A 17,289-nucleotide genomic window follows, 5' to 3' on the forward strand; every position below is an offset into this window, starting at 1 on the left:
TCAACCGAAGCCGTGCAATTGCAGCAGCAGGCGCATCCGCGCGGTGGCAAGATCCGGATCGGACAGCAAACCGGCCTGATCCGCAAGGCGGAACACCTGCGCGTAATGGGTGATGTCGCGGCTGGACTGGAATCCGGCGGGCATGATGAAATGGCGCTGGCTGCCGTTCAGCCAGGCAAGGAAGGCGATGCCGGCCTTGTAAAACCGCGTCGGCGCGCGGAAGATTTCGCGCGACAGGGGCACCGTGGGGGCCAGAAGCCGGTCATAGGTGGCGCGGTCACCCTGCGCCAGCGCCTCAAGCGCCTGCGAGGCGGCGGGGGCGATGGCGGCGAAGATGCCCAGAAGCGCGTGCGAATGGCGGGTGCCATCCCCGGCGATCAGCGGCGCATAGTTGAAATCGTCGCCGGTATAAAGGCGGACGCCTTCGGGAAGACGCGCGCGGAACGCCTCTTCATGCGACTGATCGAGAAGGGAAATCTTGATGCCGTCCACCTTGGCTGGGTTTTCCGCGATCAGCGACAGCACGAAATCGGAGGCCTGATCCACGGTGGCGCAGCCCCAGTAGCCGGCAAGGGCGGGATCGAACATGTCGCCCAGCCAGTGCAGGATGACCGGATCTTTCGCCCCGTCGATCAGGCGGCGATAGACGGCGTGATAGGCGTCGGGGCCGGCAGAGAGGGCCGGCAGGGCGCGGGTGGCCATCAGGATAAGCTGGCCGCCGGCGGCTTCGATCGCCTCGGCCTGATGTTCATAGGCGGCGGCAATGGCATCGGGCGTGGTCAGGCTGCCGGGCGCGGCGTGATCGGTGCCGCAGCCGCAGGCGACACGGGGACGCAGGGGGTGCGCGCGGGCAGCGGCCATGGTGCGGTTGATCAGTTCCTGCGCGGTCAGCCAGTCAACGCCCATGCCGCGCTGCGCGGTATCCATCGCTTCGGCCAGACCAAGGCCCTGATCCCAGAGCCCCTGCCGGAAGGCCAGGGTCGCGCCCCAGTCAACGGCGGGGCGGGTGTCCCAGGGGCTGCGTTCGCGCAGCGGATCAGACACGACATGCGCGGCGGCAAAGGCGGTGCGGGTCAGCGCCACGCGGGGCGCGCGCGGCACCAGCGGCGTGCCGGTCAGTGCATGGGGGACCAGGCGGCCGTCTTCGGTGGGCAGGGTCAGCATGGGGCACCTGTGAAGGGAAGGTCGAAGACAAGGATGCCGTCGATGCCGCCGGCGGCATGGGCCACAAGGCCGGCGCCGAAAGCCCGGTGTTCGGCATCGGCCTGATAGGTGGCCAGCGCGTCCCAATCGGCGAAGTCGATGGTGAAGCCGTGCAGATAGCCGCGTTCGATCTGTTCGGGGCTTTCGGACCGGCCGGCGGCGAATCCCGCCACCCCCGGCAGCCGGGCGGCAAGGCGGGGGATGGGGGCGAACAGGTCGGCGGCCTGCGCATCGGTCACGTCGGGGCGGAAGCGGACAAGGACGATGTGGCGGATCATGGCGTTACATCCGGTGGGCGGCACGGATCAGATCGGCGGCCTTTTCGCCGATCATGATCGCGGTGGCGTTGGTGTTCGAGGACACGACGGTCGGCATGATCGAGGCATCGGCGACGCGCAGCCCGGCGATGCCGTTGAAGCGAAGCTGCGGGTCCAGCACGGCCTGCGGGTCCACGCCCATTCGGCAGGTGCCGGCGGGGTGGTGGTCGGTCTTGGCATGGGCGCAGGCATAGGCGAAATAGTCGGCCTCGGTCTGCACCTCGGGGCCGGGCAGGCGTTCGGCCAGGATGAAGGGCTTGAGCGCGTCTTGCCGCAGGATTTCCCGCGCAAGTTTCAGGCCGCGGATCGACATCTCGCGATCATAGGGATCCTGCCAGTAGTTCGGGTCGATCAGCGGCGCGGCCAGCGGATCGGCCGAGGCCAGCCGCACCGTGCCGCGCGAGCGGGGGCGCAGGAAGGCGGAATTCAGGGTGACACCGCCCTGCGGCATGGCGGCCACGCCCGCCTCGATGCCGGAGCCAAGGCCAAGGTGGAACTGGATGTCGGGCGAGCGGGCCGAAGGATCGGCATACCAGAAGCCGCCGGTTTCAAACAGCGACGAGGCCACGGGACCGCTGCGGGACAGCAGGTATTGCAGGCCCGCCAGCACCGACAGATGCGGCTTGGCGAAGCGGTCATAGGTGTGCGGGCCGTTACATTCGGCAATGGCGAACAGGTCAAGGTGATCTTGCAGGTTGGCGCCGACCTGCGGCTGGTCCAGCACCACGGGCAGGCCCAGGCTGCGCAGATGATCCGCCGGGCCGATGCCCGAAAGTTGCAGCAGGCGGGGCGAACCGATGGCGCCCGAGGACAGGATCACCTCGCCCTCGGCGCGGACGATGCCCTGCCCGGCCAGTTCGACCCCGGTGGCGCGGCCGTTTTCCACCACGATCCGCAAGACCTGCGCGCCGGTGCGGACGGTCAGGTTCGGACGGCGGCGGGCCGGGCCAAGATAGGCGACCGAGGCCGAGGACCGGCGGACGTTGCGTTGGGTCAGTTGATAATAGCCGACGCCATCCTGTTTCTCGCCGGCCATATCGTTGTTCCGGGGAATTCCGATCTGGGCCGCGGCGGCGAAATAGGCTTCGCAGATGGGCAGCGGCGCGGCGGGTTTCGACACGCCCAGCGGGCCGCCCTGGCCGTGATAGCGGTTCGACCAGGTGTCGTTGTCTTCCGCCTTGCGGAAATAGGGCAGCACGTCTTCGTAGCCCCAGCCGGTGCAGCCCATCTGGCGCCAGTCGTCATAATCCTGCGCGGCGCCGCGGGTGTAGATCTGGGCGTTGATCGACGATCCGCCGCCAATGACCCGGGCCTGCGTGTAGCGGATCTGCATCCCGTTCATGTGGCGCTGCGGCACGGTGGACCAGCCCCAGGAGCCGATGCCCTTGGTCATCTTGGCAAAGCCGGCGGGCAGGTGGAAGAACGGGTGGCGGTCGGTGCCGCCCGCTTCCAGCAAGAGCACGCGGGCGGCGGCGTTTTCCGACAGCCGGGCGGCCAGAACGCAGCCGGCCGAGCCGCCGCCGATGATGATGAAATCGTAAGACGCGGTCATGTCAGAGCCTTGGAATGGAAAGCCCGCCGTCGACGGGAAGGATGGCGCCGGTGGCAAAGGCGAACTGGCCGGTGGCCAGCGGCACGCTGACAGCGGCAATGTCTTGCGGGTGGCCCCAGCGGGCGGCGGGGACGAGGCCGCCTTCGATGCGGGCGGTGTATCTGTCCTGCACGGCGGCGGTCATCGGGGTGGCGATGATGCCGGGGCGCAGGTCGAAGACGCCGATGCCATGCGGCGCAAGGCGCAGCGCCAGCGCCTGCGCGGCCATGGCGATGCCGGCCTTGGAAATGCAGTAATCGGCCCGTTCGACCGAGGCGAGCGCGGCCGAGACCGAGGTGACGAACAGGATGGACCGATAGTGGTCGGCCGGGGCGGCCAGCATCTGCCGCGCCACCGCCTGCGCCATGAAAAACGCGCCGCGGGTGTTGATGCCGGTGACGAAATCGAAGGCTTCGGGCGTGATGTCCAGCATGTCGCCCCGAACGCGGGCGGGAACGCCGGCGTTTTGCACCAGCGTGGCGATCGGCCCCAGTTCGGCGGTGATCCGGGCGATCAGGGCCGGTGTGGCGGCGACATCGGCCAGATCGTGACGGAAGTAGCGGGCCTGCGGGCCAAGGCTGTGCAGGGCCTGCCCCACTTCGGGCGCGTCGGGGGCGGGCAGCGAGACAAGGGCGATGCGGAAGCCCGCGCCGGCAAGGGCCGTGGCAATGCCAAGGCCGATGCCCTGCTGGCCGCCGGTGATCAGGGCAAGGGGCGCGGTCATGCGGCAAGCCTCTGGCGGATATGATCCCCGGCCCGCAGCGCCAGCGCGGCGACGGTCAGCGAGGGGTTCACCGCGGCCGAGGTGGGCAGGACCGAGGCATCGACGATATAGAGATTGTCCAGATCATGCGCGCGCAGGTCGGGGGTAACCACGGACCGGGTGGGATCATCGCCCATGCAGGCGGTGCCGCATTGGTGGCTGGGCTTCGACTTGGGAAAACCGCGCGACAGCACGATGGGCCAGCCGGCGCGGCGCATCGCCTGCTTCAGCCGTTTGACCAGCAGGTCATGCGCGGCGACATTGGTGCGCCGCCAGTCCAGCACCACGCCGCCGCTCTTGCGCCAGAGCACCCGGCTTTCGGGATCGGGCAGGTCTTCCGACATGGCCATGATATGGATGGAATGATCGGCAATGTGGCGGGCCAGCCAGGGGGGAAGGTTGCCTTCGGCGGCCAGGATGGGGCCGGTGACACGGCCCAGCATCTGCACATTGCCCAGCGGTTCGCCGTTCGGGCCGCCGGTCAGATACCAGTCGTTGAACTGGATGGTCTTTTCATAGACCGTCCGGTTGCGGCGGAACGGATGCCAGGCGACCAGCCCGGTCAGGTTGTGGTTCATGAAGTTGCGGCCAACCTGATCAGAGCTGTTGGCCAGCCCGCGCGGATGGTCGTCGCTGGCCGAGGCCAGCAGCAGCGCGGCCGACATGACGGCCCCTGCGGCCAGGCAGACCACGGGGGCGGTCAGTACCTCGCGCCGGCCGTCGCATTCCACCTCGACCCCGGTCACGCGGCGGCCTTCGGCCATGAGGCGCGTGGCGCGGGTGCCGGTCAGCAGGGTGACGTTGGGGTGTTTCAGCGCCGCAGTCAGCCCGCAGGATTCGGCATCGGACTTGGCGCCGGTGGTATCGGGGAAGGCATCCCAGGTGGTGGGGGCGCGGGCCAGCCAGCGGTCGAGATCAACCCCCAGCGGCAAGGACGAGACATGCAGACCCTGCGCGGCGAAGGCGCTGCGCAGGGCGGCAATGTCAGGTTCGTCCGGCACGGGGGGAAAGGGATAGGGCGCGGAATGGGGCGGTTCGGTCGGGTCATCGCCCAGGGCGCCGCGCACGCGATACAGGGTTTCGGCCTGCGAATAATAGGGTTCGAGATCGGCGTAGGAGATCGGCCAGCCGGGGGTGGTGCCCTGCATGTGGCGCAGCGGGCGGAAATCCTTTTCGCGATAGCGCAGCAGGACCGCGCCATAGAACTTGGTATTGCCGCCGACGCAGGCGTAATTGCCGGGGTTGAAGGCAGCGCCCCGGGCATCGCGCCAGGTTTCGCGCGGCTTGAAGTGACCGCGCCCGAAGATCGCCACCGGATCGCGCGCCTCGGGGCTGTCAACCAGCCGCTCGCCCCGTTCGACAATCAGGATGCGGCGGCCGGTGGGGGCAAGGGCGGCGGCCAGCGTGGCCCCGCCCATGCCGGAGCCGAGGATGATCACATCGGGCGACATCAGGGGGCGATCCGTTCTTCCGTCTTCGGATCGAAGGCCACGGCCTTTTCCATGTTCACGGCAAAATCGAACATCTGACCGGGCTGCACGTTCACATCGGCCCGCATCCGGGAAATGATGTCGCGGCCCGACAGCGACATGGTGACGAAGGTGTCTGACCCCGCCGGTTCGGTGACGCCGACGCGGTTCGGCAGCGCCTGGATATTGCCCGACTTGCGGTCCGCGCCTTCGGGATCGGTGATCGCCTCGGGGCGGATGCCCAGCAGGATGTCCCGCCCGTCCCAGGCGGCAAGGCCGGGCTGCGAGAAGCGAAGGTGGCGGGTCTGGCCTTCGGAATCGGTCAGCTCGGCATGGGGCACGCCTTCGCGCAGACGCACGGTGGCCGGCACGATGTTCATGGCGGGACTGCCCATGAAGGTGGCCACAAAGACATTGGCCGGGGTGTCGTAGATTTCCTTGGGCGTGCCCAGTTGCTGGACATAGCCCTTGTTCATCACCGCGATGCGGGTGGACAGCGTCATCGCCTCGATCTGGTCATGGGTGACATAGACGATGGTCGTGCGCAGCTTCTGGTGCAGCTTCTTGATCTCGGTCCGCATGTCGACGCGCAGTTTCGCATCAAGGTTCGACAGCGGTTCGTCGAACAGGAACACGTCGGGATCGCGCACGAGCGCCCGGCCCATGGCGACGCGCTGGCGCTGCCCGCCCGACAACTGCCCGGGCTTGCGGTCAAGCAGGTGGTCGATCTGGAGAAGTTTCGACACCTCGGCCAGCGCCTTGTCCCGTTCAGGCTTGGGAACGCCGTGCATTTCAAGGCCGAAGGTCATGTTCTGGCCAACGGTCATGTTGGGGTAAAGCGCGTAGCTCTGGAACACCATGGCGATGTTGCGCTTGGACGGGTGCACCCCGTTGATGACGCGGCCCTTGATGGCGATTTCGCCGCCCGAGATGTTTTCCAGCCCGGCGATCATGTTCAGGAGCGTGGACTTGCCACAGCCCGAGGGGCCGACAAGCACGAGGAACTCGCCCTCTTCGACCGCGATGTCGACGCGATGAAGGACTTCGACGGCGCCGTAGGATTTGGTGACGTTGCGGATGTCGAGAAAGCCCATGGGTCAGCTCCGGACGGTCAGGGTGGGGCCAGGAATTTTCGAAAATTCCTGGCAAAATTCTTCGAAGAATTTTGCGGCGGCGCGGGTCATCCCTTCACGCTCCCCGCCATCAGGCCGCGCACGAAGTAGCGGCCGGCAACGATGTAGACGAGCAGCGTGGGCAGGGCGGCAAGGATCGCACCAGCGAAGTGGACGTTGTATTCCTTTACCCCGGTCGAGGACTGGACAAGGTTGTTCAGCGCCACCGTCATGGGCTGCGAGGTGCCCCCGAAGCTGGCGCCGAACAGGAAGTCGTTCCAGATGTTGGTGAACTGCCAGATCACCGACACCACGGCGATGGGGCCGCTGACCGGCAGGAGGATGCGCCAGAAGATGCGGAAGAACCCGGCCCCGTCGATCTGGGCCGCACGCACCAGTTCGGTCGGGAAGGCGGCATAGTAGTTGCGGAAATACAGCGTGGTGAAGCCGATGCCATAGACCACATGGACCAGGATCAGCCCCGGGACGCTGCCCGCCAGCCCCAGCTTGCCCAGCACCATGGCCATCGGGATCAGCACGATCTGGAACGGGATGAAGCAGGAAAACAGCATCAGCCCGAACACCCAGGTATCACCGCGAAAGCGCCATTTGGTCAGGACATAGCCGTTCAGCGCGCCGACGATGGTCGAGATGGTCACGGCGGGCACGACCATCAGGATCGAGTTCAGGAAATAGGGTTTCAGGCCGGTCGGCTCGATCCCGATCTGGGCGGTGGACCAGGCCGAACGCCAGGCGTCGAAGGTCCAGATCTGCGGCAGGGCCATCATGTTGCCGCCGGTGATCTCGGCCAGCGGCTTCAGCGAGTTCACCCCCATGACATACAGCGGCAGCAGGTAGAACAGCGTGAACAGCAACAGCACCAGATAGATCAGCGCGCGGGTGATCCTGCCGGTGGAGACGGCGGTGTCTTGCGATTGGGCAGACATCACTTCTTCTCCTTCAGTTCGGCGTAAAGGTAGGGAACCATGATCGCCGCGATGGTCATCAGCATGATCACGGCAGAAGAGGCGCCGATGCCCATCTGGTTGCGGGTGAAGGTGTAGGAATACATGAAGGTGGCCGGCATCTCGGTTGATCGGCCGGGGCCGCCGCCGGTCAGCGCGACGACAAGATCATAGCTCTTGATCGCCAGGTGCGACAGGATCACGAAGGCCGACAGGAAGGCCGGGCGCAGCATCGGAATGACGATGCGGCGGTAAAGCTGCCAGTTCGAGGCCCCGTCGATCTGCGCGGCCTTCAGGATTTCGTTGTCGATGCCGCGCAGGCCGGCCAGGAACATGGCCATGACGAAGCCGCTGGTCTGCCAGACGGCGGCGATCACGATGCAGTAGATCGCCAGGTCATTGTCCTTGATCCAGGTGAAGGTGAAACTTTCCCAGCCCCAGAGGCGCATCACCTTTTCCAGGCCGATGCCGGGATCAAGAAACCATTTCCAGGCGGTGCCGGTGACGATGAAGGACAGCGCCATGGGATAAAGGAAGATCGGCCGAAGGAAGCCTTCGCCACGGATCTTCTGGTCAAGGAAGATGGCCAGCATCAGGCCGATGGCCGAGCAGATCACGATGTAGAGCGAGGCGAAGACGGCGATGTTGCCGATGGCGATGTGCCAGTGTTCCAGCGCGAAGAGCCGGCGGTAGTTGTCGAGACCGACGAAATCATACTTCGGCAGCATCTTCGATCCGGTGAAGGACAGAAGCACCGTGAAGGCGATGAAGCCGTAGACGAAGAGCAGGGTCACCGCGAAGGACGGTGCAAGCACCATCTTCGGCAGCCAGTCCTGCAATCTGGTGCGGAAATCCGCTGTGGCGGGCGCTGTCATCGCATACCTCCCCGGTCACGCCGCTGGCGCGAGGCAAAAGTTTTCGAAAACTTTTGCAAATTCCTTCGAAGGAATTTGCGGCGGGAAGGGGCGGATGCCGCCCCTTCCCTGTCGCGGGTTACTGCGCGGCGGCGACGGCTTCGGCCAGCGCCTTGGCGGCGGCGGCGCCATCGGCATACTGGCCATTCACCGCGGCGGTGATCACGTCATAGGTGGCGTTCTTGACCGAGGCGGGCGCGCCGTGGCCATGGGCCATCGAGCCGAACAGCGTGCCGGCGGCGCTGGCTTCGGCCAGATCCTTCATGCCCTTCTTGCCGCAATCGTCGAACGCGGTGTCCGGCACGTCGGTGCGGGCCGGGACCGAGCCCTTGACCACGTTGAAGGCCGACTGGAACGTCGGGCTTTCGATGGCGGTCGCCATGGCCTTCTGCGCAGCGATCTTGGCATCGCCCTGCACGGCGAACATCGCGAACTGGTCCGAGTTGAAGGTGACGGCCCCCTGGGTGCCCGGGAAGCGGATGCAGACGAAATCGGTGCCCGGCACCTTGCCGGCCTTGAGGAATTCGCCCTTGGCCCAGTCGCCCATGAACTGCATCCCGGCTTCGCCGTTGATGACCATGCTGGAGGCAAGGTTCCAGTCGCGGCCCGAGAAGTTGTCATCCATGTAGCTGCGCAGCTTGATCAGGTGATCGAAGGCCGCGGCCATCTTTTCACCGCCAAGCGCCGCCGGGTCGAGGTCGATGAAGGCGGCCTTGTAGAAATCGGCGCCTTCCGCCAGCACCAGCGCGTCGAAGATGGTGGCGTCCTGCCAGGGCTGGCCGCCATGGGCGACCGGGGTGATGCCCGCTTCCTTCATCTTGTCCAGCACGGCGACCAGTTCGTCCCAGGACTTCGGCTCGCCCAGACCGGTGGCGTCAAGCGCGGCCTTGTTGATCCAGACCCAGTTGGTCGAGTGGACGTTGACCGGCGCGGCGATCCAGTGGCCGTCATATTTCGAGAAGCGCTGAAGCGCCTCGGGGATCACGGCATCCCAGCCTTCGGCGGTGGCCACGTCATCCAGATTGCCAAGCGCGCCTTCGGCGGCCCAATCCTGGATGTCGAAGCCCAGCATCTGCACGGCGGTGGGCGGGTTGCCGGCGGTGACGCGGGCGCGCAGCGCGGTCATCGCGGCCTCGCCGCCGCCGCCGGCAACGGGCATGTCCACCCAGCCGATGCCCTTGGCGGCCAGATCTTCCTTGAGGACGTTCAGCGCCGCGGCTTCGCCGCCGCTGGTCCACCAGTGCAGCACTTCCACGTCTTCGGCCTTCGCGATGCTGGTCGTCATCGCCAGCACGGCGGCGGCCTTCATGGTCATTCCAAGGTAAGCACGCATCGTTTCCTCCCGTTTGCGTTCTGTCATCCGCCGGCGCTCAGGCCGGGCGGGTCTTCACCCAAGGGGCCCGCGTGCGACCGATGCGCAGGACGAGCGACTTGATTTCCAGGAACTCCTCCAGCCCCTGACGGCCGATCTCGCGACCCTGGCCTGACTGTTTCATGCCACCGAACGGCACTTCGGGGAAGCCATCCATCCAGGTGTTGGTCCAGATCGTGCCGGCCTGCGCGCCGCGTGCGAAGGCCAGGCAGGTGTGGACGTTCTCGCTCCAGACGCCCGCCGACAGGCCGTAGCTGGCATCGTTCACCAGCGACAGCGCCTGATCCAGCGTGCGGAAGGTCAGGACCGACAGCACGGGGCCGAACACTTCGTCGCGGGCGATGGCCATGTCGGGGGTGACATCGCAGATCACCGTGGGCTGGTAGAACTGCGCGCCAAGGCCGGGCACGGGAAGGGCCGCGCCGCCAAGGGCGACCCGGGCGCCGGCGGCGACGGCGGCCTGCACATAGCCGTGAATCCTGGCGTTGTGTTCGGGGGTGACGATGGCGCCGACCTGCGTGTCGGGGCTGAGCGGATCACCGAAGGCGACCTGACGCGACAGGTCCACCACACGGGCGATGAATGCCTCGGCGATGTCTTCGTGAACGATGATCCGGCTGCCCGAATTGCAGCACTGGCCGACGTTGAAATAGACGCCGAACACCACGGCATCGGCGGCAGCTTCCAGATCGGCGTCGGGGAAGATGACCTGCGGGTTCTTGCCGCCCAGTTCCAGCGCCACCTTCTTGAGCGTGTCCGATGCCGTGCGCGAGATCAGCTTGCCCACGGCGGTGGAGCCGGTGAAGGTGACCATGTCCACGGCGGGGTGGCTGCTCATCAGGCTGCCGACCGGGGTGCCGGTGCCCAGCACGATGTTGACCACGCCGGCGGGAAGGCCGGCCTCGATCAGCAATTCGCCCAGCATCGCGGTGGTCGACGGCGTGAATTCCGAAGGTTTGACAACGCAGGTGCAGCCGGCGGCCAGCGCGAAGGGCAGCTTCTGCGACAGAATCCAGAACGGGAAGTTCCACGGCGTGATGATCGAGACCACGCCGATGGGTTCCTTGAGCACGGTGGCCAGCATGTCGGGGCCAAGCGTGTTGTGGCTGTCGCCGGTGATGTCGCGGCCAAGGCCGGCGGCATAGCGCCAAAGGTCGGCGGCACCGGCAATCTCGCCCCGCGACTGGGTGATCGGCTTGCCGCTTTCCAGCGTCTCGATCAGGGCAAAGCGTTCGACATTCGCCTCGATCAGGTCGGCCACGCGGTGCAGCACGGCGGCGCGGGCCTTGGCGGAAAGCCCGCTCCAGCGGCCATCGTCAAAGGCGGCGCGGGCGGCGGCGATGGCGGCTTCTGTATCGGCGGCAGTGCCGACGGCTGACCGGCTGACCACCACCCCGTGCGAGGGGGACACGCGGTCAAGCAGGTTGGCGCTGCCGGTCCAGGTGCCGCCGATCAGGTGGCGGTTCTGGCGCGGTTCGGGAAGGGAGGCGCCGGTGGCGGCGATCAGGGTGATCTGGGTCATGTCAGGTTCCGGGGAAGACGGGGGGCCGCTTTTCGCGGAAGGAGGCAACCCCTTCGGCGCGGTCGGCGCTGGCGGAAATGGCGGCAGAGCCAAGCGCCTCGATGAAGGCGGCGCTGTCTTCGCCGCAACCGGCCAGCAGCATGGCCTTGGCGGTTTCAACGGCGCGGGGCGACAGGCGCAGGACGCCTTCGGCGATGGCTTCGGCCGCGGCGCGGGGGTCTTCGGCAACTTCGGCGGCAAAGCCCAGGGCAAGGGCGCGGTCGGCGGTGATGCGGCGCCCGAACAGCGCCATTTCGCGCACCACGGGCGGGGGCAGCAGCCGGGCAAGGCGTTGGGTGCCCGACCAGCCGGGAACGATGCCGATGCCCGCTTCGGGAAGCGCCAGCGTGGTCTTCGGCGCCATCACGCGGATGTCGCAGGCGGCGGCCAGTTCCAGCCCGCCGCCAAAGGCATGGGCGTGCAGCACGGCGATCGTGGGGCGGGCCAGACGGGCCAGGCGGTCGAACAGGCGGTGGCCCGAGCGGACCCAGTGGCGGGCGAATTCGGCGGGGGACAGGTCGCCCCAGCCATTGATGTCGGCGCCCGAGCAGAAGGCGCGGGCGGGTTCGGCGGTGACCAGAACGCAGGCGATGTCGTCCGAGCGTTCGATGGTGTCGAGATGGGCCGCCAGATGGCCCAGCATTTCCACCGAAAAGGCGTTCAGCCGGGCGGGATTGTCGAGCCGCAGTTCGGCAATGCGGCCACGGATGTCGAGGTGAACCGCGCTCATGGCTGCCAGCCCATCGGGCCTTCGGCCAGCAGCGACAGCGGCATCGTCACCGCATCGGGCGCCAGCGCCACGCGGCCATGGCTGGCATCGACGATGTCGCGCTGCGGATTGATGCCGGGCATGATCTCGGTTGCGACAAGGCCGCCGGGGGCAAGCCGCATCACGCAGCGTTCGGTGATATACAGCACCTCTTGCCCCTGCGCGCGGGCCCGGTTGCCCGAGAAGGTGACATGTTCGACGCGATCCACCATCTTGGTGAACTTGCCGGGCCTTTCCACCCGCAGCCCGGCGGACGACACGGCGATTTCGGCCCCCGCCTCGAACCAACCGGAGAAGACGATCTTTTTCGCATGGGCGGTGATGTCGACAAAGCCGCCGCAGCCGGCGGTCAGGTAGGGCTTCTTGCCCAGTTTCGAGACGTTGACGTTGCCTTCCACGTCAACCTCAAGGAACGACAGGAAGGACATGTCGAAGCCCGCGCCCTGAAAGTAGATGAACTGCTGCGGCGACGGGATATAGGCATCGGCGTTCGAGGCGCAGCCGAAGGCGAAGCCGGTCAGCGGCATCCCCCCCACGGCGCCCTGTTCGATGGCCCAGGTCACCGCCTCGGGGTGGCCTTCCTCCAGCAGGATGCGGGGCACCATGGCGCTGATGCCGAAGCCAAGGTTCGCGGTCATGCCGCCGCGCAGTTCCATCGCGGCGCGGCGGGCGATGGCTTTTTCCACGCCCGGTTCGGCCAGATCGAAGCTGGACCACGGGCGCATGATCTGGCCGGAAATGGCCGGATCATAGGGGGTTTCGGTGGTCTGGCGCTGATCGGGGTCGATCACCACCAGATCGACCAGATGGCCCGGCACCCGCACGTCATGCGGGCGAAGCGAGCCGTTGGTGGTGACGCGCTTGACCTGCGCGATGACCAACCCGCCGTTGTTGCGGGTGCAGATCGCCTGCTCCAGCCCGCCCAGATAGGCGCCTTCGTGTTCATAGGTCAGGTTGCCGTGTTCATCGGCGGTGGTGGCGCGCAGGATGCAGACATCGGGCTGGATGTTGGGGAAATGCAGCCAGGTCTGCCCCGCGAATTCGACGCGCGCCACGATGGGCCGGGCCGCGCCGCTGGCGTTCATCGCGCAGCCTTCGCGGACGGGATCGACAAAGGTTTCAAGCCCGACCCTGGTCAGCACGCCGGGGCGGCGGGCGGCGGCTTCGCGGTGCATGTCGAACAGGATGCCCGAGGGCACGTTGTAGGCGGCGACGCGATCCTCGACGATCATCTTCCAGATCTCGGGCATCGGCAGGTTCGACGGGCCGGAGGGGTAAGACCCGGCCAGGACGCGGGTCAGCAGACCGTCCTGCGCGATATGGTCGATGCCCTTGACGCCATACATGTCGCCGGCGGCGATGGGGTGCAGCGTGGTCAACCCGCGCGGGTGGCCTTCGGCGCGGAACCTGTCGCCCAGGGCGCGCAGCACCAGATCGGGGCAGCCCAGGCCCGAGGAGGAGGAGACGGTGACGGTGGCGCCGTCGGCGATGCGGGAAACGGCCTCGGCCGGGGTGACGATCTTGGTCATGCGGTGGCCCCGTATTGGACGGTCTGGCGGGTGCCGGTGCGGGCGGCCTGACGCACGGCCAGCGCCACCGCCAGCGAGGCGATGCCGTCATGGCCGGTGGCGGCGGGCTGGCCCTGGCCGGCAACGGCGCGGGCGAACTGGCGGACGGCGACGGTGTACAGGTCATCACTCGCGAAGGGCACGGAGGTGCGCCCGCCGGCGGTGACAAGTTCAACCTCGCCCAGCGGGCGTTGGGTCATCACGCCGCGCGCGAAGATCGACCCTTCGGTGCCATGCACCTCAAGCCCCGATCCGGCGAAGGGGTGGGTGAAACTTTCATGGGCAAAGACCATGGCGCCCGAGGGCATGGACCAGACCGACATGGCGCTGTCTTCCACCCCCTGCCCCATGCCCGAGGTGGCGCTTTGCGCGACCACGGTCTGCGGGTCTTCGCCCAGCAGGAAGCGGGCCACATCGGCGTTGTGAACGGTGATGTCGGGAATGACGCCGCCGCCGGCGCCGGCATCGTTGATGCGCCAGCCCTGCAGCGTCACCGGCAGGTGGACGGCGTGGAAGATGCGCAGCGACAGCACCCGCCCGATGCGGCCCGAGGCGACCAGATCGCGCACGGCGCGGTGGCTGCCCGAACAGCGCAGGTGGTGGTTGGTGGCAAAGACCACGCCGGCGGCATCGGCGGCGGCAACCATTTGCTGCGCTTCGGCCAGCGTCAGGCCCAGCGGCTTTTCGCACAGCACATGCTTGCCCGCGGCGATGGCGGCCAGCGCCTGCGCGTGGTGCTTTTCGTTGGTCGAGGAGATGTAGACCGCAGCGACGCCCGGATCGGCCAGGGCGGCGGCCAGATCGGTGGTGCAGGCCGGGATGGCGTTGGCTTCGGCAAAGCGGGCGGCAAGGTCGGCAGAGCCGCTGACGACGGTGACGATCTGATGCCCTGCCGCGCGGAAAGCAGCACACATGAATTGCGAAGCAATGGTGCTTGCCCCGATCAAGGCCCAGCGCATCCTCTTCCCCCCCCCGGATTTGGATCGTTCCAAAATTTGTATATGGAACGATCCAAATCCGGTCAAGACGATTCGAAGGCTGGCACAAAGGGCCGGGGCCGCGGGTTTCGCGGCCCCGGCAGGCGCGGGTCAGAACTTGGCCGAAAGCGCCAGATGGAAAGTGCGGCCCGGTTCGTAAACCTGCACCAGCGCAGGATCGACCGCGTTGGACCGGGCCAGATGCGTGGCGTAGGCCCGGTCGAACAGATTGTCGACGCCGGCAGTCAGCGTGACCGTTTCGCTGATGTCATAGCTGCCGAACAGGTTGAACACCGCATAGCCGGGCGTTGCGGCCGGGTCGCGGGCGGGGTCGATGCGGTCCTGCCCGTCGGCCCAGACCATCTGGGTGCCCAGCCGCCAGGCGCCTTCGCCATAGGACACCGCCAGCTTGCCCATCAGCGGCGGGATCTGCGCCAGTGGCGCGTCGTCATCGCGGTTCTGGCCACGGGTATAGGCCAGATCCCCGGTCAGTTGCAGGCCGCCGCTTTGCCATGACCCCGACAGTTCTACCCCGGCGAGTTGGGCCGAGACGTTGCGATAGGTGGTCACCCCGGCGAAGGTGCTGGCGTCGCGCAGGATGAAATCATCCACCCGGTCGACATAGGCGGTGGCGGTCAGGGCCCAGTCATCGCGCTTGACCTCGACCCCCAGGTCGAATTGCAGGTGCTTTTCCGGCGCGATGTCGGGGTTGCCGACCCAGTTGCTGCGGCCCATGGCGCGTTCGGTGGCATCCGCCGTGCGGACCGAGCGGGACAGGCCGACAAAGCCGGTCATGCCACCGCCGAAATCATGTTCGAACCGGACCAGTCCGCCCCAGTTGTCTTCGCGGCGGGCGTCGTTGAAGGTGGTGCCGTAATAGGTGGTGTAGAAGCCGTTGGGCGCCGCCGCCGCATAGCCGGGCAGACCCGCCGCCGCACCCGCGCTGGCCTTCACATGGTCATGGCGCAGACCCAGTTTCAGCGTGTTTGCGGCATCCAGTTCGGTTTCGGTTTCGGCATAAAGCCCGGTCTGTTCGATGGTGACATCGGGCCACATCAGGAAGCGCGCATTGGCAGGGTTCGCGGCCTCGATCGCGGGGCGGGCGGCGGCCATGCCGCCGTAAAGGATGGCCAGGCGATTGTTCGACTGGTGGTCGATGCCCAGCCGGGCGGTGGTGCTGCCGAAGGTGAACTGCGCCTCGACCTTGCCGCCGTGCGTGTCGGAAGTGGTGGGAACGCGCATGAACATGCCCGTGGCGGGGCGCAGCGAATAGTTGTCCATGACGTGATCGACTTCGGACAGGAAGACCTCGGCCTCGATCCGGCGCAGGGCGCCGGCGTCCAGATCCACCCCGCCGCGCAGGCGCCAGACGGTGGTATCGGTGGACGGGCTGTCCATCCCGGCGCCGGCGAACAGCACGTCGCGGGCGGCATCGCGGTCATAGTCCAGCGCGATGTCGAAGCCCTGCCCCACATAGCCGAAAGTCAGGCCGCCGCTGGTCTGTTCATAGGCGCTGCGCACCGTGCGGCCCGCGCCATCGGCGTAATCGTCGGCATCCTTCGCCTCGACCGCGCCCTTGACGTAGAAGCCGTTGCCCAGCGTCCAGGTGAACCTGCCGCCCGCGCCCAGCGCATTGGCGTTTGATCCGGCGCTGGCGTGAGCCTCGCCGGTAAAGCCGTTGGCCGCGCCGGCGGGGGGCGCCTCGCGCTCCAGCCGGACGGTGCCGCCGGTGCCGCCGGGGCCGTTGGTCACGCTGGCATAGCCACGGGTCACCGTCACCTTGTCGGCGCGGGCAAAGGCCGCGGTCGAGGCGGGCGGGTCCATGTGGTTGGGGCAACCGCCATAGGTGACGGCCCCGGCGTCGATGACGTTGATCTGGTTCGAGTTCAGCCCGCGGATCACGATGTCAAGCCCTTGGCCGCCCATGCGGCTGCTGGCGATGCCGGGCAGCGTGGTCAGCACAGCGCCGCCGTCCAGATAGGACGGGGTGCCAAGGGTGGCTGGGTCGAAGACGGTGCCCGAGGCGGTGCTTTGTGGGCCCTTGATCCCGCTGCCCGTAATGTAGATCGGCGGCAGCGGGGTGGCGGGGTCTTCGGTCGCACCCTGCGCAAGCGCGAGGCCCGAGATCGAGCCGAGCAGGAGGGCGGTCGCGCCAAGGCGCGTCATGTTGGCGATGGTCATGGTTTTTTGTCCCTTGTTTCCGGGCACGCGGTCACCTTGCGCCGCGCGGCTTCCGTTGGTCTGTCTGAGGTGTGGTCAGGCAGCGATCCGGGCCGGGGGGCCGCGGATCAGACGGGACAGGTCAAGCGGCTGCGGCACCACGCGGGGCGCGGGCACGGGCAACGACAGGCTGGCGACAAGACGCCCTGCCAGCACCGGCAGCGGCGACGGATCGTCCAGCAGCGCGATTCCGGTCAGGCAGAAGGGGCAGTTCTGGGCGGGGTTGGCATCGGGCTTTTCGGTATCGCTGATCTCACCGGTTTCAAGGTTCAGCAGAACCGTGCGCATGCTGCCCTGCGAGCAGAGCACGATCTCGAGCATCCCGTCGGCCAGCCGACCCGGCTGCAACGGGCGCAGCCCCAACGACAGTTGCAGCGCAAGCAGCAGAACAAGGGCCGCAGACAGCGGCCCGCGCAGGCGGGAGAAAAAACCCATCACAACATTCATCAATGCGAATGTTCGCACGGTTGACGCGGCCCGACAATTTA

The 17,289-nt window shown here is 67.2% G+C and carries 15 protein-coding genes; all 15 read right to left on the reverse strand.

What is annotated here, in order from left to right; all coding sequences use genetic code 11:
- The 15 genes from C5F44_RS10515 to C5F44_RS10585 all read right to left on the reverse strand — a co-directional run bounded on the left by C5F44_RS10515 (position 1) and on the right by C5F44_RS10585 (position 17,236).
- Positions 1-1,164: a dihydrodipicolinate synthase family protein gene (locus C5F44_RS10515; protein WP_107673492.1), complete on the reverse strand. Its 1,164-nt coding sequence runs from the start codon at positions 1,162-1,164 to the stop codon at positions 1-3.
- Positions 1,158-1,481 carry a Dabb family protein gene (locus C5F44_RS10520; RefSeq protein WP_107673493.1) on the reverse strand — a complete coding sequence of 108 codons (324 nt, stop codon included), beginning with the start codon at positions 1,479-1,481 and terminating at the stop codon, positions 1,158-1,160. The genes C5F44_RS10515 and C5F44_RS10520 overlap by 7 nt, the downstream gene beginning before the upstream one ends.
- A gap of 4 nt (positions 1,482-1,485) precedes the next feature.
- Positions 1,486-3,072: a GMC family oxidoreductase gene (locus tag C5F44_RS10525; protein WP_107673494.1), complete on the reverse strand. Its 1,587-nt coding sequence runs from the start codon at positions 3,070-3,072 to the stop codon at positions 1,486-1,488.
- A gap of 1 nt (position 3,073) precedes the next feature.
- Complete coding sequence (locus C5F44_RS10530; RefSeq protein ID WP_107673495.1) at positions 3,074-3,835, reverse strand: 3-ketoacyl-ACP reductase; 762 nt, start codon at positions 3,833-3,835, stop codon at positions 3,074-3,076.
- Complete coding sequence (locus tag C5F44_RS10535) at positions 3,832-5,325, reverse strand: GMC oxidoreductase (RefSeq protein ID WP_107673496.1); 1,494 nt, start codon at positions 5,323-5,325, stop codon at positions 3,832-3,834. Before C5F44_RS10535 ends, C5F44_RS10530 begins: the two co-directional genes overlap by 4 nt.
- The gene (locus tag C5F44_RS10540; RefSeq protein ID WP_107673497.1) at positions 5,325-6,437 is read right to left on the reverse strand and encodes an ABC transporter ATP-binding protein; all 1,113 of its coding nucleotides are present in this window, start codon (positions 6,435-6,437) and stop codon (positions 5,325-5,327) included. Before C5F44_RS10540 ends, C5F44_RS10535 begins: the two co-directional genes overlap by 1 nt.
- 86 nt (positions 6,438-6,523) lie before the next feature.
- Entirely contained in the window at positions 6,524-7,402 is an 879-nt protein-coding gene (locus C5F44_RS10545; RefSeq protein ID WP_107673498.1) for a carbohydrate ABC transporter permease, read from the reverse strand.
- Positions 7,402-8,295 carry a carbohydrate ABC transporter permease gene (locus tag C5F44_RS10550; protein ID WP_107673499.1) on the reverse strand — a complete coding sequence of 298 codons (894 nt, stop codon included), beginning with the start codon at positions 8,293-8,295 and terminating at the stop codon, positions 7,402-7,404. The genes C5F44_RS10545 and C5F44_RS10550 overlap by 1 nt, the downstream gene beginning before the upstream one ends.
- 118 nt (positions 8,296-8,413) lie before the next feature.
- A complete protein-coding gene (locus C5F44_RS10555; protein ID WP_107673625.1) occupies positions 8,414-9,667 on the reverse strand; it encodes an ABC transporter substrate-binding protein in 1,254 nt (417 codons plus the stop codon).
- A gap of 37 nt (positions 9,668-9,704) precedes the next feature.
- Positions 9,705-11,228 (reverse strand): aldehyde dehydrogenase family protein, encoded by a 1,524-nt coding sequence (locus tag C5F44_RS10560; protein ID WP_107673500.1) that lies wholly within the window; start codon positions 11,226-11,228, stop codon positions 9,705-9,707.
- Position 11,229: 1 nt separating this feature from the next.
- On the reverse strand, positions 11,230-11,997 hold the full coding sequence (locus C5F44_RS10565; protein WP_107673501.1) for an enoyl-CoA hydratase/isomerase family protein: 768 nt from the start codon (positions 11,995-11,997) through the stop codon (positions 11,230-11,232).
- A complete protein-coding gene (locus C5F44_RS10570) occupies positions 11,994-13,565 on the reverse strand; it encodes an acyl CoA:acetate/3-ketoacid CoA transferase (protein ID WP_107673502.1) in 1,572 nt (523 codons plus the stop codon). Before C5F44_RS10570 ends, C5F44_RS10565 begins: the two co-directional genes overlap by 4 nt.
- Entirely contained in the window at positions 13,562-14,563 is a 1,002-nt protein-coding gene (locus C5F44_RS10575; RefSeq protein WP_107673503.1) for a Gfo/Idh/MocA family protein, read from the reverse strand. Before C5F44_RS10575 ends, C5F44_RS10570 begins: the two co-directional genes overlap by 4 nt.
- 129 nt (positions 14,564-14,692) lie before the next feature.
- Positions 14,693-16,762, reverse strand: coding sequence for a TonB-dependent receptor domain-containing protein (locus C5F44_RS10580; RefSeq protein WP_107673504.1), 2,070 nt, complete (start codon positions 16,760-16,762; stop codon positions 14,693-14,695).
- Positions 16,763-16,837: 75 nt separating this feature from the next.
- Entirely contained in the window at positions 16,838-17,236 is a 399-nt protein-coding gene (locus C5F44_RS10585; protein WP_146161931.1) for a DUF2946 family protein, read from the reverse strand.
- Positions 17,237-17,289: the final 53 nt, after the last annotated feature.

The organism is Fuscovulum blasticum DSM 2131 (assembly GCF_003034965.1).
In the GTDB taxonomy this organism is placed as follows: Bacteria; Pseudomonadota; Alphaproteobacteria; order Rhodobacterales; family Rhodobacteraceae; genus Pseudogemmobacter; species Pseudogemmobacter blasticus.

Excerpts from the sequence above, each read along its gene's own strand:
- C5F44_RS10515 (WP_107673492.1), bottom strand. The coding sequence starts at position 1,164 with ATGCTGACCCTGCCCACCGAAGACGGCCGCCTGGTCCCCCATGCACTG.
- C5F44_RS10520 (WP_107673493.1), bottom strand. The coding sequence starts at position 1,481 with ATGATCCGCCACATCGTCCTTGTCCGCTTCCGCCCCGACGTGACCGAT.
- C5F44_RS10525 (WP_107673494.1), bottom strand. The coding sequence starts at position 3,072 with ATGACCGCGTCTTACGATTTCATCATCATCGGCGGCGGCTCGGCCGGC.
- C5F44_RS10530 (WP_107673495.1), bottom strand. The coding sequence starts at position 3,835 with ATGACCGCGCCCCTTGCCCTGATCACCGGCGGCCAGCAGGGCATCGGC.
- C5F44_RS10535 (WP_107673496.1), bottom strand. The coding sequence starts at position 5,325 with ATGTCGCCCGATGTGATCATCCTCGGCTCCGGCATGGGCGGGGCCACG.
- C5F44_RS10540 (WP_107673497.1), bottom strand. The coding sequence starts at position 6,437 with ATGGGCTTTCTCGACATCCGCAACGTCACCAAATCCTACGGCGCCGTC.
- C5F44_RS10545 (WP_107673498.1), bottom strand. The coding sequence starts at position 7,402 with ATGTCTGCCCAATCGCAAGACACCGCCGTCTCCACCGGCAGGATCACC.
- C5F44_RS10550 (WP_107673499.1), bottom strand. The coding sequence starts at position 8,295 with ATGACAGCGCCCGCCACAGCGGATTTCCGCACCAGATTGCAGGACTGG.
- C5F44_RS10555 (WP_107673625.1), bottom strand. The coding sequence starts at position 9,667 with ATGCGTGCTTACCTTGGAATGACCATGAAGGCCGCCGCCGTGCTGGCG.
- C5F44_RS10560 (WP_107673500.1), bottom strand. The coding sequence starts at position 11,228 with ATGACCCAGATCACCCTGATCGCCGCCACCGGCGCCTCCCTTCCCGAA.
- C5F44_RS10565 (WP_107673501.1), bottom strand. The coding sequence starts at position 11,997 with ATGAGCGCGGTTCACCTCGACATCCGTGGCCGCATTGCCGAACTGCGG.
- C5F44_RS10570 (WP_107673502.1), bottom strand. The coding sequence starts at position 13,565 with ATGACCAAGATCGTCACCCCGGCCGAGGCCGTTTCCCGCATCGCCGAC.
- C5F44_RS10575 (WP_107673503.1), bottom strand. The coding sequence starts at position 14,563 with ATGCGCTGGGCCTTGATCGGGGCAAGCACCATTGCTTCGCAATTCATG.
- C5F44_RS10580 (WP_107673504.1), bottom strand. The coding sequence starts at position 16,762 with ATGACCATCGCCAACATGACGCGCCTTGGCGCGACCGCCCTCCTGCTC.
- C5F44_RS10585 (WP_146161931.1), bottom strand. The coding sequence starts at position 17,236 with ATGGGTTTTTTCTCCCGCCTGCGCGGGCCGCTGTCTGCGGCCCTTGTT.